This is a genomic window from Pseudomonas sp. LTGT-11-2Z (genome assembly GCF_003691445.1).
Classification (GTDB): domain Bacteria; phylum Pseudomonadota; class Gammaproteobacteria; order Pseudomonadales; family Pseudomonadaceae; genus Aquipseudomonas; species Aquipseudomonas monteilii.
This window is the reverse complement of sequence record NZ_CP033104.1, coordinates 5,434,970-5,453,870: the sequence shown is the minus strand read 5'-3', so window position 1 is coordinate 5,453,870 and position 18,901 is coordinate 5,434,970. Positions and strand designations below refer to the sequence as shown.

Below are 18,901 nucleotides of genomic sequence, written 5' to 3'. Positions count from 1 at the left end.
GTGTCAGTCAAACAGACCAAAGGTCATGTAGCTGAACCAGGAGCGGTCTTTCTCGGCTTCTTTCGGGCCTTCCGGCACGATCGGGTCGCCGTTCTCGTCCTTCGGCAGCAGCTCTTGCGGCATCTCGTCGCGGGCGTCCTGGAACTGCTTGACCACGTCCTGGTTGGCGCGGGTTTCGCCCGGCGGCAGCGGGGTATCGGTTTCGATCAGGCCCAGGGTGGCCTTGGACAGCCAGCCACGGCCGTCAGACTCGGTCTGCTTGGGCTGGAACTCGCCATCGACCAGGCTCGGGTGGTCCGGGTAGTTGAGCTTGAGGGTTTCCAGGCTGCTGGCGGCCAGTTCGTCCAGGTGCATCTTCTGGTACGACTCGACCATCACCGCCAGGCCGTCACCGACCGAGGGGGTTTCCTGGAAGTTTTCGACCACGTAGCGGCCACGGTTGGCGGCGGCCACATAAGCCTGGCGGCTCAGGTAGTAATCGGCCACATGGATTTCATACGAGGCCAGCAAGTTGCGCAGGTAGATCATGCGCTGCTTGGCGTCTGGCGCGTAGCGGCTGTTGGGGAAGCGGCTGGTCAGCTGGGCGAACTCGTTGTACGAGTCGCGGGCGGCACCCGGGTCACGCTTGGTCATGTCCAGCGGCAGGAAACGCGCCAGCAGGCCACGGTCCTGGTCGAACGAGGTCAGGCCCTTGAGGTAGTAGGCGTAATCCACGTTCGGGTGCTGCGGGTGCAGGCGGATGAAGCGCTCCGCAGCCGACTTGGCAGCCTCGGGCTCGGAGTTCTTGTAGTTGGCGTAGATCAACTCAAGCTGCGCCTGGTCGGCATAGCGGCCGAACGGGTAGCGCGATTCCAGGGCCTTGAGCTTGTTCACGGCGCTGGTGTAGCTGGAGTTGTCCAGGTCAGCTTGCGCCTGCTGGTACAGCTCGGCTTCGCTGAGGTTCTCGTCAATGACCTCTTTATTAGAGGAACAGGCCGCGGTAAGCCCGAGGATGGCGATCAGCAGCAGGTGTTTCACTTGCATGGCGGCTTGCGTCCCTTTGACGGCCGCTGTCTTGGGCGGTGCCGTCCTGTTATGATGAGCGCCCCGGCCAACCCCGGGACAAAAGAAGCCGTATTTAACCACAAGCTCGCAGCCGAAACCAAAGGCTGTGCGCCCGCCGAATCGAGCATGTCCGAGATCATTCAACTTAGCGCAGAGGTACCGTCCGATCTGGGCGGTCAACGCCTCGACCAGGTCGCCGCCCAATTGTTCGCCGAGTACTCGCGTTCGCGGCTTACTACGTGGATCAAAGAAGGCCGCCTGACGGTCGATGGCGCCGTCGTGCGCCCTCGCGATACCGTTTATGGTGGCTCAGTGCTTGCGCTGGAGGCCGAGCAAGAGGCCCAGGGCGAGTGGATCGCAGAAGACATCGAGCTGGATATCGTCTATGAAGACGACCACATCCTGGTGATCAACAAGCCTGCGGGCCTGGTTGTGCACCCGGCCGCCGGCCATGCCAGCGGCACCCTGCTCAATGCGCTGCTGCACCACGTGCCAGACATCATCAACGTGCCGCGTGCCGGTATCGTTCATCGCCTGGATAAAGACACCACGGGCCTGATGGTGGTGGCCAAGACCTTGCAAGCGCAGACCAAGCTGGTTGAGCAGATGCAAGCCCGCAAAGTCAGCCGCATCTATGAGTGCATCGTGATTGGCGTGGTGACTTCCGGTGGCAAGATCGATGCCCCGATCGGCCGCCACGGCGGTATGCGCCAGCGCATGGCTGTCACCGACGGCGGCAAGCCGGCGGTCAGCCACTACCGTGTGCTCAAGCGCTTCCGCTCGCACACTCATGTGCGGGTCAAGCTGGAAACCGGCCGTACTCACCAGATTCGCGTGCACATGGCCCATGTCGGCTTCCCGCTGGTGGGTGATCAGACGTACGGTGGGCGCTTCCGCATTCCGCCGGCCGCCAGCCCAACCATGGTCGAGGCGGTGAAAACCTTCCCGCGCCAGGCACTGCATGCGCGTTTCCTCGCCTTGGCCCACCCGATTACCGGTGAAGTCATGAAGTGGGAATCGCCACTGCCGGATGACTTCCTCTGGTTGCTGACGCTGCTGAACGAAGACCGCGAGAGCTTTATCGGATGAGTGGCCTGACGCAGTCGCTGTTGTTCCCCGACTGGCCGGCCCCGGCCTCGGTTCGCGCCTGTGTCACCACCCGTCAGGGCGGCGTCAGCCTGCCCCCCTACGAAACCTTCAACCTTGGCGACCACGTAGGGGATGCCCCTGCGGCGGTCGCCGAAAACCGCCGCCGGCTGAGCGACGCGTTCGCCATCCAGCCGGCCTGGCTCAAGCAGGTGCATGGCCTGGTGGTGGCGGATGCCGACCCGGCTGTGGTGGCCGAGGCCGACGCCAGCTGGACCGACCAGCCAGGCATTGCCTGCACCGTGATGACTGCCGATTGCCTGCCTGCGCTGTTCTGCGACCGGGCGGGGACGCGCGTGGCAGCCGCGCATGCGGGCTGGCGTGGGTTGGCCGGTGGCGTGCTGGAAGCCACGCTGGACCGCCTGGCGCTGCCGCCAGAAGAGGTGCTGGTGTGGTTGGGGCCGGCCATTGGCCCGCAGGCCTTCGAAGTAGGGCTGGAAGTGCGTGATGCCTTTACGGCGGTGCATCCGGAAGCGGCCCGTGCTTTTGTCGAGGGTGAGCGGCCGGGCAAGCTGATGGCGGATATCTATGAGCTGGCGCGTATTCGCCTGGCAGCGCGTGGGGTGACTGCTGTGTATGGCGGTGGCTTGTGCACGGTCAGCGATGCGCGGTTCTTCTCTTATCGCCGTACCCCGCAGGGTGGGCGGTTTGCATCGTTGGTCTGGCTGGATCCGCGCTAGCCTGTACCGGTCTCTTCGCGGGTTTACCCGCGAATGCCCCAGCGACAATCCAACAGGTTGACCTTGGTCAACCCCGCTACGCTTGAATCTTCCAGAATCAGCCTTATCTATTAGGTCATCTCAGGCAGGTTTCTTCATAAACAGGCGCTGTCCATCGCTCCGACCTGCCCTTTAAAGGAAGGTACACCATGCGAATAGACCGTTTGACCAGCAAGCTGCAACTTGCAATATCCGATGCCCAATCCCTGGCCGTTGGCATGGACCACCCCGCCATCGAGCCCGTGCACCTGCTGCAGGCACTGCTCGAACAGCAGGGCGGCTCCATCAAGCCCCTGCTGATGCAGGTTGGCTTCGACATCAACAGCCTGCGTCAGGGGCTGGTGAAAGAGCTCGACCAGCTGCCGAAAATCCAGAACCCCACCGGTGACGTGAACATGTCGCAGGACCTGGCGCGCCTGCTCAACCAGGCCGACCGCCTGGCCCAGCAGAAGGGCGACCAGTTCATTTCCAGCGAGCTGGTGCTGTTGGCCGCCATGGACGAGAACAGCAAGCTCGGCAAACTGCTGCTGAGCCAGGGCGTGACCAAGAAGGCCCTGGAAAATGCCATCAACAACCTGCGCGGCGGCGCGGCAGTGAATGATGCCAACGCCGAAGAGTCGCGTCAGGCGCTGGACAAGTACACCGTCGACCTGACCAAGCGTGCCGAAGAAGGCAAGCTGGACCCGGTGATTGGCCGTGACGATGAAATCCGCCGTACCGTGCAGGTGCTGCAACGCCGCACCAAGAACAACCCGGTGCTGATCGGTGAGCCTGGCGTGGGTAAAACCGCCATCGCCGAAGGCCTGGCCCAGCGCATCATCAACGGTGAAGTGCCCGACGGCCTCAAAGGCAAGCGCCTGCTGGCGCTGGACATGGGCGCGCTGATTGCCGGTGCCAAGTACCGTGGCGAGTTCGAAGAGCGTTTGAAAGGCCTGCTGAACGAGCTGTCCAAGCAGGAAGGCCAGATCATCCTGTTCATCGACGAACTGCACACCATGGTCGGCGCCGGTAAAGGCGAGGGCGCCATGGACGCCGGCAACATGCTCAAGCCAGCCTTGGCCCGTGGCGAACTGCACTGCGTTGGCGCCACCACGCTTAACGAGTACCGCCAGTTCATCGAGAAGGACGCTGCGCTGGAGCGCCGCTTCCAGAAGGTGCTGGTAGAAGAGCCGAGCGAAGAAGACACCATCGCCATTCTGCGTGGCCTGAAAGAGCGCTATGAAGTGCACCACAAGGTGGCCATCACTGACGGCGCCATTATCGCTGCGGCCAAGCTCAGCCACCGCTACATCACTGATCGCCAGCTGCCCGACAAGGCCATCGACCTGATCGACGAAGCCGCCAGCCGCATCCGCATGGAGATCGACTCCAAGCCGGAAGTGCTCGACCGCCTTGATCGCCGCCTGATCCAGTTGAAGGTGGAGTCGCAGGCACTGAAGAAAGAAGAAGACGAGGCGGCGAAAAAACGCCTGGAGAAGCTGACCGAAGAAATCGAGCGGCTGGAGCGTGAGTATTCCGACCTGGAAGAAATCTGGGCGTCGGAAAAGGCCGAAGTGCAGGGCTCGGCGCAGATCCAGCAAAAGATCGAGCAGGCCCGCCAAGAGCTGGAAACTGCCCGTCGCAAAGGCGACCTGAGCCGCATGGCCGAACTGCAGTACGGGGTAATCCCGGACCTGGAGCGCAGCCTGCAGATGGTCGATCAGCACGGCAAGACCGAGAACCAGTTGCTGCGCAACAAGGTGACCGAGGAAGAAATTGCCGAAGTGGTATCGAAGTGGACCGGTATTCCGGTGGCCAAGATGCTCGAAGGCGAGCGCGAAAAGTTGCTGAAAATGGAAGAGCTGCTGCACCAGCGCGTGATTGGCCAAGGCGAGGCGGTAACCGCCGTGGCCAACGCCGTGCGCCGCTCGCGTGCCGGGCTGTCCGACCCTAACCGGCCAAGTGGCTCGTTCCTGTTCCTCGGCCCGACCGGTGTGGGCAAGACCGAGCTGTGCAAGGCGCTGGCCGAGTTCCTGTTCGACACCGAAGAGGCCATGGTGCGTATCGACATGTCCGAGTTCATGGAGAAACACTCCGTGGCTCGCCTGATCGGTGCACCACCAGGCTACGTCGGCTACGAAGAGGGCGGTTACCTGACCGAGGCCGTACGGCGCAAGCCTTACTCGGTGGTGCTGCTGGATGAGGTGGAGAAAGCCCACCCGGATGTGTTCAACGTGCTGTTGCAGGTGCTGGAAGACGGCCGTCTGACCGACAGCCACGGGCGCACGGTAGACTTCCGCAACACCGTGATCGTGATGACCTCCAACCTGGGTTCGGCGCAGATCCAGGAACTGGTGGGCGACCGCGAAGCGCAGCGTGCAGCGGTGATGGATGCGGTGGGTTCGCACTTCCGCCCAGAGTTCGTCAACCGTATCGACGAAGTGGTGGTGTTCGAACCACTGGGCCGCGAGCAGATTGCCGGCATTACCGAAATCCAGCTGGGCCGCCTGCGCAGCCGCTTGCTGGAACGCGAACTGTCGCTGAGCCTGAGCCCGGAGGCGTTGGACAAGCTGATTGCCGTGGGTTACGACCCGGTGTACGGCGCACGGCCGCTGAAGCGTGCCATCCAGCGCTGGATCGAAAACCCGCTGGCGCAGCTGATTCTGGCGGGCAAGTTCTTGCCGGGTACGGCGATCACCGCCAAGGTGGAAGGCGACGAAATCGTCTTTGGCTGATTCTGTTGCACCATGAGCCCCGCATTTGCGGGGCTTTTTTTGGCCGCTAACCTATACCGGCCCCAGTAAAATCGGGGTTTCGCGGATATTTTGGATAACCTGCTGAAATTTTTGAAATTTTTGCTTGCATCAATTTCCGAGTGCCCCTAATATACGCCGCGTTGTCAGGCACTAAGCGAATCACCAGCAACATCGGTGACCGCAAAACAACTTACAAATCAGTAAGTTGACTGAAAAAAAGTGGTTGACAAGCAAAACGAAGAATGTAGAATAGCCGGCCTCAGCAGCGACAACGCGAAAGCGAAGAAGCCAAAGAGTCCGAGGCGAACACAGTCTTCGGAGTAGCAAATCGGTAAGTTGTACCGAAGTTCAGTTCCGCGATAGCTCAGTCGGTAGAGCAAATGACTGTTAATCATTGGGTCCCTGGTTCGAGTCCAGGTCGCGGAGCCAATCTCGGGGTGTAGCGCAGTCCGGTAGCGCGCCTGCTTTGGGAGCAGGATGTCAGGAGTTCGAATCCCCTCACCCCGACCATTTTTGGGTCGTTAGCTCAGTTGGTAGAGCAGTTGGCTTTTAACCAATTGGTCGTAGGTTCGAATCCTACACGACCCACCATGAACAAAGGGCATCTCGAAAGAGATGCCCTTTTTCTTTTGCCTGGCGAAAATGCTTGGCCAACAGCTGGTAAACGAGCAAAAAGAAGGGCCGCATCAGCGACCCTTGGCTTTCAATCAGTGCAGCTTCAGCCGCGGCTCGGTTCCCCGGCCAATCTTGCTGCCCAGCATCATCAACGCCGTACGGAAGAACCCGTACAACGCCATCTGGTGCATGCGGTACAGCGACACGTAGAACATCCGCGCCAGCCAGCCTTCCAGCTTCACGCTGCCCATCAGGTTGCCCATCAGGTTGCCCACCGCCGAGAAGCGCGACAGCGACACCAGCGAGCCGTAGTCCTTGTACGCGTAAGTCGGCAGCGGCTTGTTCTCCAGACGCGCCTTAAGGCTTTGCGCCAGCATCGAAGCCTGCTGGTGCGCGGCCTGTGCCCGTGGCGGCACACTGCGGTCGCTGCCTGGTTGCGGGCAAGCGGCGCAGTCGCCGAAGGCGAAGATGTTGTCGTCGCGGGTGGTTTGCAGGGTAGGGCGCACGACCAGCTGGTTGATGCGGTTGGTTTCCAGGCCATCGATGTCTTTCAGGAAGCCCGGCGCACGGATACCGGCCGCCCACACCTTCAAGCTGGCCTGGATCACTTCGCCGTCCTTGGTTTTCAGGCCGTCTTCGGTCACTTCACTGACGGCAGCGTTGGTCATCACCTTCACGCCGAGTTTTTCCAGGGTCTTGTGCACCGGCACGCTGATGCGCTCTGGCAGCGCTGGCAGCACGCGAGGGCCTGCCTCGATGAGGGTGATGTGCATATCCTTGGGCTGGATGCGGTCCAGGCCATAGGCTGCCAGTTCGTGTGCGGCGTGGTGCAGCTCGGCCGCCAGTTCCACACCAGTAGCACCCGCGCCGACGATGGCGACGCTGATTTTTTCACTGGCCACATCACCGGCATGGGCGCGCAGGTAGTGGTTGAGCAACTGTTGGTGGAAGCGCTCGGCCTGCTTGCGGGTGTCCAGGAACAGGCAGTGCTGCGCCGCGCCCAGGGTGCCGAAGTCGTTGGTGTTGGAACCCACGGCAATGACCAGGGTGTCGTAGCCCAGGGTACGCGCAGGCAGTAGCTCGCGGCCCTCTTCGTCGAGGGTAGCGGCCAGTTGAATCTGTTTGCCTTCACGGTCCAGGCCGCTCATGCGCCCCAGTTGGAAGTTGAAGTGGTTCCACTTGGCCTGGGCCACGTAGTTCAGTTCGTCTTCCGAGGAGTTCAGCGAGCCGGCAGCCACTTCGTGCAGCAGTGGTTTCCAGATGTGCGTGAGGTTGGCGTCGACCAAGGTAATTTCGGCCTGCTTGCGCTTGCCTAGGCTTTTACCCAGGCGGGTCGCCAGTTCCAGGCCGCCGGCGCCGCCGCCGACAATCACGATGCGATGAGTCATGGGGATATCTCATAAGGTTTACGGAATTCGTGGCCCAGGGGGCCGGCCGCAAACTGCACGAGGGGAGGGCGAGCGCGAAGCAGCTCATAGCACCAGTCCACTCAGCAGGCGGCTGATGAGACCCAACCCGATGGTCACGGCCACCACCAGCACAAGGAGCAGCCACGGCCGGAAGGGCCTGCGCTCGACTTGGTGCTGGGGGGCTCGCAGATACTCATCGACACGACGCTGATCTTCCGGATTCAGGCGGCTGGTCATGGTGGGCCTCGTCAGGTAGACGTTTGTGACTGCGCAAACGCTACAGCGTTCGCGCAAGCGCTTGAAACAAATGATAATGCTTTCTATCCCTGGCGCCGAGTGTACGCCATCGCAAACATTCGCTGCACTGGATCAAAGACTGATGCCCACGTCGAACACGATGCTGCGGCCCAGGTTACCGCGCAAGAAGTCTGGCGCGTCTGGGTGGGCGAACAGCACCCGGGCAAAGGTCGGCCCCACCAGCGACAGTGAGCGCCAGCCCTGGCGCAGGTATTCGGTAGGCGGCGGGAAGTGGGTGTTGAGGTCGAGCACTTCGCGCTTGAGGCTGGCGAAGGCGATGATGTCCAGCTCGTTCAGCTCCAGCCCGCGTTCCCGATAGTTGTGCGCCTTCTTGCGCAAGGTCGGCGCCAGGCGCCCCAGCAACTCGGTGGCACTGATGCGCCGGGGGCGCGCTTCGCGGCGCACCAGCTGCGCCAGGGAAAACGCACTGCGCCGGCGTTGCAGCTCTTCGCGCCATTCATCGTTCAGCCGGCGGCCTTCGTCGAGCACGAAAAACACCTCGAACGCCGCATCGCGGAACAGTACGTCTGGCGGCTCTTGGCCGGCCGGGGTGAAGTCTTCGCTGCGGTAGGGGATGTTCAGCCCCTGCAACAGACGCTGGCACACCCAACGCTCCCGCTCCCACTTGCGGGCGTTGGAGAGAAAGGCATTGGCTTGTTCGGCCTGGATGGTAAGCAGGCGCAGGTAGTCTGAGTCATCCATGCAGACAAGCTTAGCCGTTAATCGATGACGGTAAGATGCTGTTTAAGCGCGGGAATCAGCCCAGCACTGGCCACTGCTGCACCAGCCCGACCAGGTGCACCAGGCCGAAGCCCAGGCAGATCAGTGAACTGACTACGATAAAACGCTGCGAACGCCCGGTGCCCGCCAGCAATCTTGGCCCCAGCAGACCGCGCAGCAGGTACACCAGGGTGATGAGGCAGATGGCTGGCAGCAACAACGGCAGCCGCCCGATTGCCCCGGCAGCCGACAGCGCATAGGCCGACCAGGCCAGCAGCACGCAGGCGATGGCGGCAGTGACAAGTGCCGGGTACCAGCGGCCCTTCTCGGCGGCTACCGCCATACGTTCACCCGCCCCGAACAAACGGTACCAGCGTGGCCCAACGGCGATCACCGCCAGGTGAAGTACGCCAATGATGGCGTTGAGTGCCGCTGCCACCAGCAGGGTGGGGTTGATTCCTTCCGGCATGGCCAATGCTTCCTGCATCGAATGAGGGCGCCAGCCTACCGCAGCCGAATGAAACGGAGAATGGGTGTAGACTCGGATTTATCCAGATGGCTGCAAAGGGCATTGCTCAGGTGATCAGCGCGCAGGTGTTGTCCGGTACCACCCTTACCCTTGGCTGGCTGGGTTATGTACCGTTGCTGGTGTGGGCGGTCAGCCGGGTGCGCTGGGTTGAACTGTTCACCGACCGGCGCCGGCAGCATCTGTTGTTTGGCTCCGTGTTTTGTTTGTTTGCGTTGTGGCTGGTGAGGCGTGATTTCGATACCGGGGTGTCGTACCACTTCATCGGCATGACGGCTGTTACCCTGTTGCTGGACTGGCCGCTGGCGGTGCTGGGTGGGTTCATGGCTCAGCTCGGTTTGCTGGCGCTGGGGCGGCAGGATTTGGCGGCGCTGGGGGTGAACGGCTTGTTGCTGATTGGCTTGCCGGTGCTGATTACCGAAGTGTGCGCGATCGTGGTCGAGCGCGCTCAGCCGCGAAACCTGTTCGTTTATATTTTTTGTTCAGGGTTCTTTCCTGCGGCGCTGACTGTGCTTGTTTGCGTGCCTGCGGCGCTAGGGGTGTTGTGGCTGGATGGGCGTTTTGCCATGCCGGAATGGCTCAGCGACTTTGTGGGCTACCTGTGGCTGATGATGTTCCCCGAGGCGTTCATCAACGGCATGGTGATCAGTGCGCTGGTGGTGTTTTGCCCGGAGTGGTTGGAAACCTTTAACCGCACAAGGTATTTGCAGGCGCCCTGGAAGGAGGATGAGCGGTGAATGTGTGGTGGCCGTGCCGGCCTCTTCGCGGGCACAGCCACCTTGAAATCCGCTTAGTGCCGAGGCTCCAGGTCCCCCGAATACAGCTCATCCTCAGATTCTTCAGCCCCCGGAATCTTGTGTTCCTCAGCCGCCCAGGCCCCCAGGTCGATCAGCTTGCAACGGTCCGAGCAAAACGGCCGGAACGCGCTTTTCTCGTTCCATTCCACAGGTGCGCCACAGGTCGGGCAGTCGACGGTCAATGGCTGGCTCATGGCTGGCCTCCTTTCAAAGTCAGGTAAAAGTGGTGCAGGCGGTCAATCTGCTGATGCAGCGCGGCCAGGTCGCCGTCATTGACCACCACGTCATCGGCATGGCGCAGGCGATCCTCACGGGCCAGTTGGGCCTGTAAAATGGCCTGCACCTGCTCGGCACTGGTGTTGTCCCGTGCCAGGGTACGGGCTATTTGCAGTTCCTGCGGCGCATCGATCACCAGCACGCGCTGGGTCTTATGGTATTGCCCCGACTCGATCAGCAGCGGCGACACATATACCGCATACGGCGACTGGGCCTTGGCCAGGTAGCTGAAAATCTCTTGCCCGATCAACGGGTGCAGCAGTTGCTCCAGCCATTTGCGCTGCGCCGGGTCGGCGAAGATCAGCTGGCGCAGGGCGGCGCGATCCAGCTGGCCGTCGGCCTGCAGCACACCCGGGCCGAAGCGCTCGACAATGCTGGCCAAGGCCGGACGGCCGGGTTCGACCACCCAGCGCGCTGCCTGATCGGCATCGACCAGGTGCACGCCAAGCTCGACAAAGCGCTCGGCAGCGGCGCTCTTGCCGCTACCAATGCCGCCGGTAAGGCCGAGAATCCAGGGGGTAAAGGCTGCAGTGGCCATCAGTATCCAAGCAGTTGCATGTAAGAGGCGACTATTTCATCACCCCAGAGCACGGCAATCCACCCCGCAATCGCCAGATAAGGCCCGAACGGCATCGCCGTGCCCATGGCATGCCGGCGCAAACGCAGCAGGCACAGGCCAACCAGCGCACCCACCACCGATGACAGCAACAACGTCAGCGGCAACACCTGCCAGCCACCCCAGGCCCCGATCAGCGCCATCAGCTTGAAGTCGCCATAGCCCATGCCTTCCTTGCCGGTGACCAGCTTGAACACCCAGTACACCGTCCACAGGCTGAGGTACCCGGCCACCGCGCCCCACAGCGCGTCGGTTAGCGGGGCGTACAGGTTGAAAGCATTGACGATCAGCCCCAGCCACAGCATCGGCAGCACCAGCACATCCGGCAGCAATTGGTGTTCTGCATCGATCAGGCTCAGGGCCAGCAGGCACCAGGTCAGTGGCAGTGCCAGCAACGCCTCTACCGAAGCGCCAAAACGCCACGCCACCACCAGCGACAGCAGCGCGCTGGCGATTTCCACCATCGGGTAGCGCGGGCTGATACGGGTTTTGCAGGCTGAGCAATGCCCGCGCAATGCCAGGTAACTGATAACCGGAATGTTCTCCCACGCGCGAATCTGATGCGCGCAATGTGGGCAGCGGGAGGCGGGCAGGCACAGGTCGAACCGTTCGTGCTGCGTAACCGGCAACCCCAACACTTCTTGTGCCTCACGCTGCCATTGCCGCTCCAGCATGATCGGCAGCCGATACACCAGCACATTCAGAAAACTGCCCACCAACAGGCCGAGCAGCGTGGCCAGGGTGAGGAAGTACGCCGGCTGCTCTGCCAGCAAAGTCCATAAAGTCATGTTCAGATCAAGCTACCCAACTGGAAGATCGGCAGGTACATCGCCACCACCAGGCCACCGACCAGCAGGCCCAGGATCAGCACGATGGCCGGCTCCAGCAGGCTGGTCAACTGGTCCAGCGCCTGGCTGACCTGTTCCTCGTAATGGCTGGCGGCCTTTTCCAGCATCTGGTCCAGCGTGCCGCTGGATTCACCGATGGCCGTCAGTTGCACCAGCAACGGTGGAAACAGCGGATCACCCGCCATCGCCTGGTTCAGCCCCTGCCCATTGGCCATGCCCTGGCGCAGCCGCAACACCGCCTGCTCGTGCAGATCGCCACCGGTTACCCGGGCCACCGTACCCAACCCATCCAGCAACGGCACCCCGGCGCTGTAGGACGTTGCCAGGCTACGCGCAAACCGCGCCAGCGCCGCCTGCCCCAGCAATTTGCCGAACACCGGCACATCCAGCACGCGTTGAGATATCCACAGCCGCGCTGGCGCATGCTGCCGGTACACTTGGCGCCCGGCAAAACCTAACACCGCAGCGATCACCAGCAACAGCGGTGCAAACCGACTCAGCCCTGTGGACAAGTCGATCACCCACTGGGTAAATGCCGGCAAGGCTGCCCCTACACCCGCAAACAGGCTCTCGAATTTCGGAATAACCTCTAGCAACAAAATGGCCGACACCCCCAGCCCGGTCAGCAACAACAGAAGCGGGTAGATCATCGCCTTGCGCACCTTCTTGTGCAGCGCCCACCGCTGTTCCAGCATGCCCGCCAGCTGCTCCAGCTGCCGGTCGAGCGTGCCAGACTGCTCACCCACCCGCACCAGGTTGCAATACAGCGCATCGAACCATGCCGGGTGGCGCTGCAACGCATCCGCCAACCCCAGGCCCGAGGCCACATCCTGTTTCAATCGCTCCAGCAACGCCGCCTGCGCCGCATTGCAGCCACTGCGCCCCATCACCTCGAACGCCTGCAAAAGCGGCACACCCGCCTTGAGCAAGGTCGCCAACTGCCGGCTGAAACCTGCCGGGTCGGCCTTCTCGCGGCGCTTCGGCAAACTGACCGTCAGCCCGCTTGCCGGCCGTAAACTGGCCACCATGATGCCCTGGCGAATCAGCCCGGCCCGCACATAAGCCGGGCTGCGCCCGGGTGTTTGGCCACTGACCGGCGTGCCGTTGGCGTCGGTGCCATGCCAGCGGTAGAGGGGTGAAGATGAAGTCATGCAAAGGTCCTTTTTCTGCCCGTGCGACAAGCCTGGAAACAGCTTGCCGCGTCCATGCAAGGGCGCGCGTCCGTGATGCTCACTAGAGTAGTTCAGCGAAGATGACGCCCAAGCGGGCAGGGGTGACAAAAGGTGTCTGTTCAGGCCTACTGCGCCGCTGCCGGTTGGGGCGCAACCGACCTCAACGTGTTAGCGAATGAAAAAGGAAATACGTTCATGAAAGGGCAACGCGGTATCACCCTGATCGAACTGATGATCGTTGTCGCGATCATCGGCATTCTGGCGACCATCGCCTTACCGATGTACACCAACCACCAGGCACGCTCCAAGGCGGCGGCCGGGTTGCTGGAAATCAGCGCGCTGAAGACGGCGATGGACCTGCGCCTGAATGACGGGAAAGACGTGGGGGGCGTGGCCGAGCTGGGTGGCCAATCTGCCACGACGCATTGTGCGATCACCGCCGGAGGCAAGGCGGCGGATGGCAGCGGGAAGATTGAATGTACGCTGGTGGATGCGCCGGCCAATGTGGTGGGTAAGGCACTGACCTTGACGCGCTCGGCCAGTGGGTGGGTGTGTACTACCGACATCGAGGAAGACCTGGCGCCCAAGGGTTGCAAGGGGGCTTGAGGGTAGGGGATTACACTAGCGGAAACAGGGGTTTGCGTTGCGGGTGTGAGCAGTGGTACGTTGCGCTACACGCCGGTGTAGCTCAGTCGGTAGAGCAGCGCACTCGTAACGCGAAGGTCGTAGGTTCGATTCCTATCCCCGGCACCAATAAAATCAAGACATCCAGCGATTTTAAGGTGACAGCAATTCAGGCTGTGACAGCAGGATGACAGCAAAAGGCCTCGCCAGATTCTCTTGGCGAGGCCTTTTTCATACGTGTCAGGATGAGATGCAGCAAGCTATACCGAAGACTGTCAGCTCCCTATCTGAAGGCCTATTCTTCTTCGCTGATCCCGCCTGTTGAGATCAAAAGATGGTGGGATTCATGGAGATTATGCAACTGAGACAGATGAGCCATTAGTCCTTTGAACTGCTCCTGCGCTTTTACGACCCATGCCTTATTAAGTTTTGTGAACCATGGAGGCTCAACCCTGTTATTTAAGGTGTAGTCGTGTGCCTCTTCGGGATCACTGAAGATTGGGCCGACTACTCTTTCTGGCTTCCCATGGGCAAGCTTGTCGCGGATGTTGAAAATTGTGGTGGCGAACTGAAGGTGCTTGTGGCCCCACTCCGGGGTCTGGCCGACCGCCTCATGAAGAATTTTGACCTTGTTTCTCCAGGGAAGCCGCTCAAGATCGGACCAATATGTAATTGCCGTAGAGCCAAGAGTATTCAGATAGGCTTCGATAGTGAAAGCCATGAATACTACGATCGGTACCACCCGTATCGCGGAGTCGGGCTCTTTTTCGAGATTTGCCAGCATGATGGTTAGCACCTGCACGTTGACGCTTTGTGCCGTGATGTTGCGGTAAGGCTGATATTTCATTTGCGCTCCTACGGTGCGTTACAAATTGCTCCTAATCCTGAGAACAGTGGTGGTGGAGCAGTTGGCGTGTCTAGCCGTAGCCCGGATGCCGAGGCCAGCGCCCAGCAGTTCCTTGACCCGCTTGTGCAGTTCCTCGTCCACCGGCCGGCCCTGGTACTTGCCTGCTGCCTTGGCCTTCTGGATACCCTGGGCCTGGCGCTCTCGCCGCTGCTCATAGTCCTTCCTGGCGATCGCCGCCATCATCTCCACCAGCATCGAGTTGATCGCGGCCAGCATTCGGCCGGTGAACTCGTCGCCTTGCGTGTCACGCATACCCTGATGGCTGGTGGGCAGATCGAGCGCGACGATGCGCAGGCCCTTGGCGTCGATGGCACCCTTGAGCTTGGCCCAGTCGTCGGCGGGGAGGCGGGAGAGGCGGTCGATGGATTCGACCAGGAGTACGTCACCCTTGCGTGCATCCTTCAGCAGGCGCAGTAGCTCTGGCCGATCGGCAGCGGCGCCGCTAGCGTTCTCCAGGTACTCGCAGGCGATGACCTTGTTCTGGTTGCTGACGAAGCTCTCCAACGAAGCGCGCGCGCGGCTGGCGTCTTGTTCGTCGGTGGATGCTCGGAGGTAGGCGCGGATGAACATGATGCAACCTGTATCAGTTAGGGTGTTGTCCTAATACTGTTGCATTTTGGGTGTAACATATCAAGCAAAAAGGCTGATAAAGGCTAGATCAGCCCGTATCAGCCTAGGCATACCTTATGGAATGGGTTGATTTTTGACATGATGGACGTCCACCTCGTCCGGAGCGAACCATGCCCCAGCAGTCGATCCAGCCAGCTTACCGAGCTGGTAGTTTCACCTGTCTCCATTGCGCCGTAGTTTCCCAAATGCACTGGGAGGACTTGTGCACAACCTCATATGGGGGCGTTATGGGTACGGAGTGGGTGAAATGTAGGTGCGAGCATTGTAAGGGCGAGAGCATCTGGCATTACGACTCAAGTGAACGGTCGGCAACCCTCGCATATCCATCTAAGGTTGTTGCACCCTCCACTCACACCGAAATCCCAGACGCCTGCCGTGCGGACTTTGAAGAGGCTAGGTTGATCTGCGGCTTATCGCATCGAGGCGCAGCTGCATTGCTAAGACTCTGTCTCCAGAAGCTGCTCGGTGAAATTGGTGGCAAAGGGGAGCATATCGATACCGATATCAAGGAATTGGTAAAGGCCGGGCTCGACCCACATATACAGCAAGCGCTGGATGTCATCAGGGTGACTGGCAATAACGCAGTGCATCCATTAGACATGAGCCCTGAAGATCTTGAGGATTATGTGCCGGTTCTATTTGAAATGATCAACATGATCATCGAAGAGCGGATCGCTAGACCCAAGAAAATAGCGGAGCGTTTTGCTGGCCTGCCAGAAAAGGCACGACAGGCCATTGAAAAGCGTGATCGTTCCAAGCAGTAGACACCGATCTACTGCTTGTCTTCTGCGACAATTGAGACTGAGATAATTGCTCCGCCCCACCGTCGCTCCCCTATGCAGATCGGGACCGGGTTACCGCTGGCTGTGGTGTTTTTGGCTGAGCCGAAAGCATAGGAAGGGCGATTTTCCGGCGCAGCGCTCTGTGACAAACCTTGGGCTTGCGGGCTCAGTGCCCCGATAACTCCCTGGGCGATCATGGACAATCCGAATGCTGCAGAGGCAGTAGCAAATGATCCTGCACCTGCCCCCAGGAGACCTGCACCACCAGCGGCAAGACCACCAGTGAAGTACGAGGCGGCCACCACCAAGGCAATGCCAACCACGGTTTGCAGCATCCCTCCGCGCTTACTGCCATGTACAACAGGCACAAACCAGAGCTCTCGTGCGCCACCCCGATTCAGCTCCTCTTCACCGATGTTCTTGCCGTTCTTGAATACCGCGAAGCGCAGGCCGCGCACCTCAGCATCAGCTAAATCACGAGCGAATCCTGGATAGTTTGCATCCAGCGCCTTCGCGGCCTCCTTTGGATCACCACGATCCAGGAGGTAGCTGTGCTTCTTCCCGTACTTCTTTCCCAAGAATCCGCCCAGGCGGATGTTTGTCCTTGGTGCGTAGCCAATCACGTTTACGGCCATCACTCAGCCTCCTGTGGCATAGCCAGGTGCACGCCTAAGCGGCGAGCCAACATCTCTCGGCTCTGCAAGGCATGTATTCGGATCGCTCGCTCTCGCGCTGGATCGGGATTCCACGAGGAGCAGTAGCAGGCCTGGTGTGCCCGTGCGCCACTGAAGGTTCCGCGGAGAAGGTCGACTGATATGCGCGCCTCGTGCTCTGTGAAGAAGGGGCCGTCTATGTCGACGAGACGACCACGCTGCACGCACTGCACATTCCACACGTCGTAGCCGCTCACGGCTATCGGATTGGCGGTGAAATCAACGATTTTGCACGCCTCGCTGAATCGATCTTTGTAGCCCATCAGGCCGCCTCCCCAGAGGTCTGCTGTTTCATCCGCTCAGCCATCTCAGGCGGAAGAGGGGTGTTGCTTGGCAGTTCCAGCGGAATCGGCTTGAGCCATTCGATCAGGTCCACCAGGCCCTGGCTTACTTTGGTCAGGGAGCCGATCTCTGCTGTCTTGCTGTCCAACTCTACTCCGGCCCGGATGACGTCATTGCCCAGGGTCTGCACCATGTGCAGAAGGTCGCGCATACCACCCGCCAGGCGGCCCAGCGTCAGCACGGCATCAGCGTGATGGACAGCAATGCCGGCGGCGCCGAGCTGGATCAGCTGTTGATTGGAAAAACCGCTGAGACGGGCGGGGCCGCGCAAGATGGCTGCGGTGATGCGCTGCTCCCGGCCCTGGCGCATTTCGGCCATCAGGTCACTACGGTCCTTCGAGTTCAGGTCATAGACATAGGCCCTGCACTCGGCATCCATCGCCGCGCCCGCTGCGTCAGTCGAAGCCAGTGGCTGAACGGGCAGCAACTGGGTGGATGCGAAGGTGTGAAGGTTTGTTGCTGTTTCGGTGATGCTGGGCAGAGCCGCTTTAGCGGCGTCGGCGAAGAGGGTGTATGCGTCGAGCGACTGGCGGGCCTTGGCCACGGTCGTCAGATCGGCGTTCTCGCGGATTCGCTGAGCCTTGGCGAGCGCGGTCCCGTGCTGATCCATGATCAGGTTTTGTAGGCGCATGAGTGGGCCAACGTTCGGCCAGAGCGCCCACTTGGTGCCCGGCAGGTTCTGACCTTGATACTTGACGAAGTCGTTTACGAAGGCGCTCGCGTCGCCGATGCGGGTGAGGGTGCCTACAGCATGATTCAGTTGCATGGTTCGAGCCCTTTTTGGGTGGTTTTCTGCTCTGCCTCCAGTTCGGAGAACAGGGTTTCTAGGTCGTTTGTCTTGGCTCCGCTTCCGCCGGCAGCTGCGGCGCTTAGCTCATCCATGATCTTGCTGATCTCCATCACGGTCTGGTCCTCGCTCAGGGTAGAGACCTGCCTGCGCAGGCCATCAATGCGCTTGCGTGTGCTCATGTCGTGCCTCGATGGCTTGTTGATAGAGGGCGGCCGCGTAATCGGGAATGGAGACGCCTGCCGGGAGCTGTTCGGCCGTAACTGCTCCAGGTGTGGGGAATGTCATATCGAGAAGTCCGGCCGGGCTCCTGCGACCCAGCCGCTCGGTCTTTCGGGCGTGCTGGACAATCGCCAGGGCTAGCTCCTCTGCCTGAGCGCTGCTCATCGCCGAGAAGGGGAAGAAGAACGATGCGGGACGCCCCTGGACGCGATATGCCAGGACGTGGCCCGTGTCATCAGGGAAATCCATCTGCCCGGCGGATGCATCCACAACGGTCAGCGTCACCAGGTGTACCGGCTCCTCATCTGCTCCAACGATTGCTGCCAGGCGTTTCACCTCGGAACGAAGGCTGCGCGCATTCATCGCTGCATCTCCTCGATCTGCTCCCGCAGCTCTTCGACGGCTTTCTGCAGCTCCTCCACTTCAATCACCTTGGCAACGGAGCTGAGGGCTTCGATCAGGTGCCGCCCTTGATCCGGCGGCAACTCGCCGGAAGCGATGGCTCGCAGGATGGATTTCGCCGCGCTGGGCAGGTCGGAGTCATCCAGGTCGAACAGCACGGGCTCAGCAATGGCTTTGATTGGCGGCACCAGGCGTTCAAGGATCAACCGGCACGCCTGCATATCACCCTTCTTGGCAGCGGCCAGGACCTTCTTGGTGACCGCTTCGGCGCCCTCGGCCAGTTTTGCTCGGATGGCCTGCGTCTGCCCTGAGCGGCCACCTGGGTTACCCGAGTGCCCTTTCATGAATGTTCCGCGCGCGCTGCGTGCTGGCTGCTCAGACGGCTCTTGCAAAGCCAGACTCCAATGCGATGGCAGGCTTGTTCTCAGCCAGGGCGATCAACAGAGCATTGGCTTCGATGTGGCCCTGCTCAGCAGCAGCGCGCAGCCGGCCCCACGCTGCGGAGATCTCCGCTTTGGTGGGCTTGACCTGGTGTCCTCGGGGTTTGTTCGGCGTAGCCATAACTGGTCCTC

General features: G+C 60.9%; 24 protein-coding genes and 4 tRNA genes. 10 read left to right on the top strand and 18 right to left on the bottom strand.

The window, feature by feature from the left end:
- Nucleotides 1-3: 3 nt before the first annotated feature.
- Nucleotides 4-1,023: an outer membrane protein assembly factor BamD gene (locus tag D8767_RS25765; protein WP_016713393.1), complete on the bottom strand. Its 1,020-nt coding sequence runs from the start codon at nt 1,021-1,023 to the stop codon at nt 4-6.
- A 147-nt stretch (nt 1,024-1,170) separates the two neighbouring features.
- Here D8767_RS25765 and rluD point away from each other — a divergent pair, with 147 nt between their 5' ends.
- The 6 genes from rluD to D8767_RS25735 all read left to right on the top strand — a co-directional run bounded on the left by rluD (nt 1,171) and on the right by D8767_RS25735 (nt 6,235).
- Nucleotides 1,171-2,133 carry a 23S rRNA pseudouridine(1911/1915/1917) synthase RluD gene (gene rluD, locus D8767_RS25760; protein ID WP_026020366.1) on the top strand — a complete coding sequence of 321 codons (963 nt, stop codon included), beginning with the start codon at nt 1,171-1,173 and terminating at the stop codon, nt 2,131-2,133.
- On the top strand, nt 2,130-2,870 hold the full coding sequence (pgeF, locus tag D8767_RS25755) for a peptidoglycan editing factor PgeF (RefSeq protein WP_016713391.1): 741 nt from the start codon (nt 2,130-2,132) through the stop codon (nt 2,868-2,870). Before rluD ends, pgeF begins: the two co-directional genes overlap by 4 nt.
- 188 nt (nt 2,871-3,058) lie before the next feature.
- Nucleotides 3,059-5,623 (top strand): ATP-dependent chaperone ClpB, encoded by a 2,565-nt coding sequence (gene clpB / locus D8767_RS25750; RefSeq protein ID WP_016713390.1) that lies wholly within the window; start codon nt 3,059-3,061, stop codon nt 5,621-5,623.
- Between the two features lie 374 nt (nt 5,624-5,997).
- Nucleotides 5,998-6,073 (top strand) — tRNA-Asn (locus D8767_RS25745).
- A gap of 4 nt (nt 6,074-6,077) precedes the next feature.
- Nucleotides 6,078-6,154 (top strand) — tRNA-Pro (locus tag D8767_RS25740).
- A gap of 5 nt (nt 6,155-6,159) precedes the next feature.
- Nucleotides 6,160-6,235, top strand: a tRNA-Lys gene (locus D8767_RS25735).
- 116 nt (nt 6,236-6,351) lie between these two features.
- Here D8767_RS25735 and D8767_RS25730 read toward each other — a convergent pair.
- The 4 genes from D8767_RS25730 to D8767_RS25715 all read right to left on the bottom strand — a co-directional run bounded on the left by D8767_RS25730 (nt 6,352) and on the right by D8767_RS25715 (nt 9,154).
- Nucleotides 6,352-7,647 (bottom strand): NAD(P)/FAD-dependent oxidoreductase, encoded by a 1,296-nt coding sequence (locus tag D8767_RS25730; protein ID WP_016713389.1) that lies wholly within the window; start codon nt 7,645-7,647, stop codon nt 6,352-6,354.
- An 84-nt stretch (nt 7,648-7,731) separates the two neighbouring features.
- A complete protein-coding gene (locus D8767_RS25725) occupies nt 7,732-7,905 on the bottom strand; it encodes a DUF3094 family protein (protein ID WP_013970765.1) in 174 nt (57 codons plus the stop codon).
- Nucleotides 7,906-8,037: 132 nt separating this feature from the next.
- The gene (locus D8767_RS25720; RefSeq protein ID WP_013970766.1) at nt 8,038-8,667 is read right to left on the bottom strand and encodes a DUF1780 domain-containing protein; all 630 of its coding nucleotides are present in this window, start codon (nt 8,665-8,667) and stop codon (nt 8,038-8,040) included.
- Nucleotides 8,668-8,722: 55 nt separating this feature from the next.
- Entirely contained in the window at nt 8,723-9,154 is a 432-nt protein-coding gene (locus D8767_RS25715) for a hypothetical protein (RefSeq protein ID WP_016713388.1), read from the bottom strand.
- Between the two features lie 86 nt (nt 9,155-9,240).
- Here D8767_RS25715 and D8767_RS25710 point away from each other — a divergent pair, with 86 nt between their 5' ends.
- Nucleotides 9,241-9,948, top strand: coding sequence for an energy-coupling factor ABC transporter permease (locus tag D8767_RS25710; RefSeq protein ID WP_016713387.1), 708 nt, complete (start codon nt 9,241-9,243; stop codon nt 9,946-9,948).
- 53 nt (nt 9,949-10,001) lie between these two features.
- Here the strand turns inward: D8767_RS25710 and yacG are convergent, their stop codons facing one another.
- The 4 genes from yacG to D8767_RS25690 are packed head-to-tail and all read right to left on the bottom strand — an operon-like array spanning nt 10,002 to nt 12,899.
- Complete coding sequence (gene yacG, locus D8767_RS25705) at nt 10,002-10,202, bottom strand: DNA gyrase inhibitor YacG (RefSeq protein ID WP_016484797.1); 201 nt, start codon at nt 10,200-10,202, stop codon at nt 10,002-10,004.
- Entirely contained in the window at nt 10,199-10,822 is a 624-nt protein-coding gene (coaE, locus tag D8767_RS25700) for a dephospho-CoA kinase (protein ID WP_016713386.1), read from the bottom strand. Before coaE ends, yacG begins: the two co-directional genes overlap by 4 nt.
- Nucleotides 10,822-11,688, bottom strand: a complete 867-nt coding sequence (locus D8767_RS25695) for an A24 family peptidase (RefSeq protein ID WP_016713385.1) — start codon at nt 11,686-11,688, stop codon at nt 10,822-10,824. The genes coaE and D8767_RS25695 overlap by 1 nt, the downstream gene beginning before the upstream one ends.
- A gap of 2 nt (nt 11,689-11,690) precedes the next feature.
- Nucleotides 11,691-12,899, bottom strand: coding sequence for a type II secretion system F family protein (locus D8767_RS25690; protein WP_016713384.1), 1,209 nt, complete (start codon nt 12,897-12,899; stop codon nt 11,691-11,693).
- 216 nt (nt 12,900-13,115) lie between these two features.
- Between D8767_RS25690 and D8767_RS25685 the strand changes: the two genes are divergently transcribed.
- On the top strand, nt 13,116-13,526 hold the full coding sequence (locus D8767_RS25685; protein ID WP_016713383.1) for a pilin: 411 nt from the start codon (nt 13,116-13,118) through the stop codon (nt 13,524-13,526).
- A 71-nt stretch (nt 13,527-13,597) separates the two neighbouring features.
- A tRNA-Thr gene (locus D8767_RS25680) sits at nt 13,598-13,673 on the top strand.
- 166 nt (nt 13,674-13,839) lie between these two features.
- On the opposite strand, the gene D8767_RS25675 is transcribed toward D8767_RS25680, so the two are convergent.
- Together D8767_RS25675 and D8767_RS25670 are read right to left on the bottom strand one after the other, a co-directional pair.
- Nucleotides 13,840-14,391 (bottom strand): hypothetical protein, encoded by a 552-nt coding sequence (locus D8767_RS25675; RefSeq protein ID WP_043860330.1) that lies wholly within the window; start codon nt 14,389-14,391, stop codon nt 13,840-13,842.
- An 18-nt stretch (nt 14,392-14,409) separates the two neighbouring features.
- A complete protein-coding gene (locus D8767_RS25670; protein WP_122048459.1) occupies nt 14,410-15,021 on the bottom strand; it encodes a recombinase family protein in 612 nt (203 codons plus the stop codon).
- A 458-nt stretch (nt 15,022-15,479) separates the two neighbouring features.
- Between D8767_RS25670 and D8767_RS29400 the strand changes: the two genes are divergently transcribed.
- Entirely contained in the window at nt 15,480-15,845 is a 366-nt protein-coding gene (locus D8767_RS29400; protein WP_256658601.1) for a DUF4145 domain-containing protein, read from the top strand.
- Nucleotides 15,846-15,853: 8 nt separating this feature from the next.
- Here the strand turns inward: D8767_RS29400 and D8767_RS25660 are convergent, their stop codons facing one another.
- Genes D8767_RS25660 through D8767_RS25630 form a run of 7 tightly spaced genes read right to left on the bottom strand, consistent with a single transcriptional unit; the run spans nt 15,854 to nt 18,890 of the window.
- Nucleotides 15,854-16,498 (bottom strand): tail assembly protein, encoded by a 645-nt coding sequence (locus D8767_RS25660; RefSeq protein WP_122048457.1) that lies wholly within the window; start codon nt 16,496-16,498, stop codon nt 15,854-15,856.
- The gene (locus D8767_RS25655) at nt 16,498-16,839 is read right to left on the bottom strand and encodes a hypothetical protein (protein ID WP_122048456.1); all 342 of its coding nucleotides are present in this window, start codon (nt 16,837-16,839) and stop codon (nt 16,498-16,500) included. Before D8767_RS25655 ends, D8767_RS25660 begins: the two co-directional genes overlap by 1 nt.
- On the bottom strand, nt 16,839-17,684 hold the full coding sequence (locus D8767_RS25650; RefSeq protein WP_122048455.1) for a hypothetical protein: 846 nt from the start codon (nt 17,682-17,684) through the stop codon (nt 16,839-16,841). The genes D8767_RS25655 and D8767_RS25650 overlap by 1 nt, the downstream gene beginning before the upstream one ends.
- The gene (locus D8767_RS25645; RefSeq protein ID WP_122048454.1) at nt 17,675-17,887 is read right to left on the bottom strand and encodes a hypothetical protein; all 213 of its coding nucleotides are present in this window, start codon (nt 17,885-17,887) and stop codon (nt 17,675-17,677) included. Before D8767_RS25645 ends, D8767_RS25650 begins: the two co-directional genes overlap by 10 nt.
- A complete protein-coding gene (locus D8767_RS25640) occupies nt 17,865-18,290 on the bottom strand; it encodes a hypothetical protein (protein ID WP_122048453.1) in 426 nt (141 codons plus the stop codon). Before D8767_RS25640 ends, D8767_RS25645 begins: the two co-directional genes overlap by 23 nt.
- Nucleotides 18,287-18,673, bottom strand: coding sequence for a hypothetical protein (locus D8767_RS25635; RefSeq protein ID WP_122048452.1), 387 nt, complete (start codon nt 18,671-18,673; stop codon nt 18,287-18,289). Before D8767_RS25635 ends, D8767_RS25640 begins: the two co-directional genes overlap by 4 nt.
- A gap of 31 nt (nt 18,674-18,704) precedes the next feature.
- A complete protein-coding gene (locus D8767_RS25630; protein WP_019750388.1) occupies nt 18,705-18,890 on the bottom strand; it encodes a hypothetical protein in 186 nt (61 codons plus the stop codon).
- Nucleotides 18,891-18,901 lie beyond the last annotated feature (11 nt).

What these genes read in the sequence shown, in the direction of transcription:
- D8767_RS25765 (WP_016713393.1), bottom strand. Translation starts at nt 1,023, where the DNA reads ATGCAAGTGAAACACCTGCTGCTGATCGCCATCCTCGGGCTTACCGCG.
- rluD (WP_026020366.1), top strand. Translation starts at nt 1,171, where the DNA reads ATGTCCGAGATCATTCAACTTAGCGCAGAGGTACCGTCCGATCTGGGC.
- pgeF (WP_016713391.1), top strand. Translation starts at nt 2,130, where the DNA reads ATGAGTGGCCTGACGCAGTCGCTGTTGTTCCCCGACTGGCCGGCCCCG.
- clpB (WP_016713390.1), top strand. Translation starts at nt 3,059, where the DNA reads ATGCGAATAGACCGTTTGACCAGCAAGCTGCAACTTGCAATATCCGAT.
- D8767_RS25730 (WP_016713389.1), bottom strand. Translation starts at nt 7,647, where the DNA reads ATGACTCATCGCATCGTGATTGTCGGCGGCGGCGCCGGCGGCCTGGAA.
- D8767_RS25725 (WP_013970765.1), bottom strand. Translation starts at nt 7,905, where the DNA reads ATGACCAGCCGCCTGAATCCGGAAGATCAGCGTCGTGTCGATGAGTAT.
- D8767_RS25720 (WP_013970766.1), bottom strand. Translation starts at nt 8,667, where the DNA reads ATGGATGACTCAGACTACCTGCGCCTGCTTACCATCCAGGCCGAACAA.
- D8767_RS25715 (WP_016713388.1), bottom strand. Translation starts at nt 9,154, where the DNA reads ATGCCGGAAGGAATCAACCCCACCCTGCTGGTGGCAGCGGCACTCAAC.
- D8767_RS25710 (WP_016713387.1), top strand. Translation starts at nt 9,241, where the DNA reads ATGGCTGCAAAGGGCATTGCTCAGGTGATCAGCGCGCAGGTGTTGTCC.
- yacG (WP_016484797.1), bottom strand. Translation starts at nt 10,202, where the DNA reads ATGAGCCAGCCATTGACCGTCGACTGCCCGACCTGTGGCGCACCTGTG.
- coaE (WP_016713386.1), bottom strand. Translation starts at nt 10,822, where the DNA reads ATGGCCACTGCAGCCTTTACCCCCTGGATTCTCGGCCTTACCGGCGGC.
- D8767_RS25695 (WP_016713385.1), bottom strand. Translation starts at nt 11,688, where the DNA reads ATGACTTTATGGACTTTGCTGGCAGAGCAGCCGGCGTACTTCCTCACC.
- D8767_RS25690 (WP_016713384.1), bottom strand. Translation starts at nt 12,899, where the DNA reads ATGACTTCATCTTCACCCCTCTACCGCTGGCATGGCACCGACGCCAAC.
- D8767_RS25685 (WP_016713383.1), top strand. Translation starts at nt 13,116, where the DNA reads ATGAAAGGGCAACGCGGTATCACCCTGATCGAACTGATGATCGTTGTC.
- D8767_RS25675 (WP_043860330.1), bottom strand. Translation starts at nt 14,391, where the DNA reads ATGAAATATCAGCCTTACCGCAACATCACGGCACAAAGCGTCAACGTG.
- D8767_RS25670 (WP_122048459.1), bottom strand. Translation starts at nt 15,021, where the DNA reads ATGTTCATCCGCGCCTACCTCCGAGCATCCACCGACGAACAAGACGCC.
- D8767_RS25660 (WP_122048457.1), bottom strand. Translation starts at nt 16,498, where the DNA reads ATGGCCGTAAACGTGATTGGCTACGCACCAAGGACAAACATCCGCCTG.
- D8767_RS25655 (WP_122048456.1), bottom strand. Translation starts at nt 16,839, where the DNA reads ATGGGCTACAAAGATCGATTCAGCGAGGCGTGCAAAATCGTTGATTTC.
- D8767_RS25650 (WP_122048455.1), bottom strand. Translation starts at nt 17,684, where the DNA reads ATGCAACTGAATCATGCTGTAGGCACCCTCACCCGCATCGGCGACGCG.
- D8767_RS25645 (WP_122048454.1), bottom strand. Translation starts at nt 17,887, where the DNA reads ATGAGCACACGCAAGCGCATTGATGGCCTGCGCAGGCAGGTCTCTACC.
- D8767_RS25640 (WP_122048453.1), bottom strand. Translation starts at nt 18,290, where the DNA reads ATGAATGCGCGCAGCCTTCGTTCCGAGGTGAAACGCCTGGCAGCAATC.
- D8767_RS25635 (WP_122048452.1), bottom strand. Translation starts at nt 18,673, where the DNA reads ATGAAAGGGCACTCGGGTAACCCAGGTGGCCGCTCAGGGCAGACGCAG.
- D8767_RS25630 (WP_019750388.1), bottom strand. Translation starts at nt 18,890, where the DNA reads ATGGCTACGCCGAACAAACCCCGAGGACACCAGGTCAAGCCCACCAAA.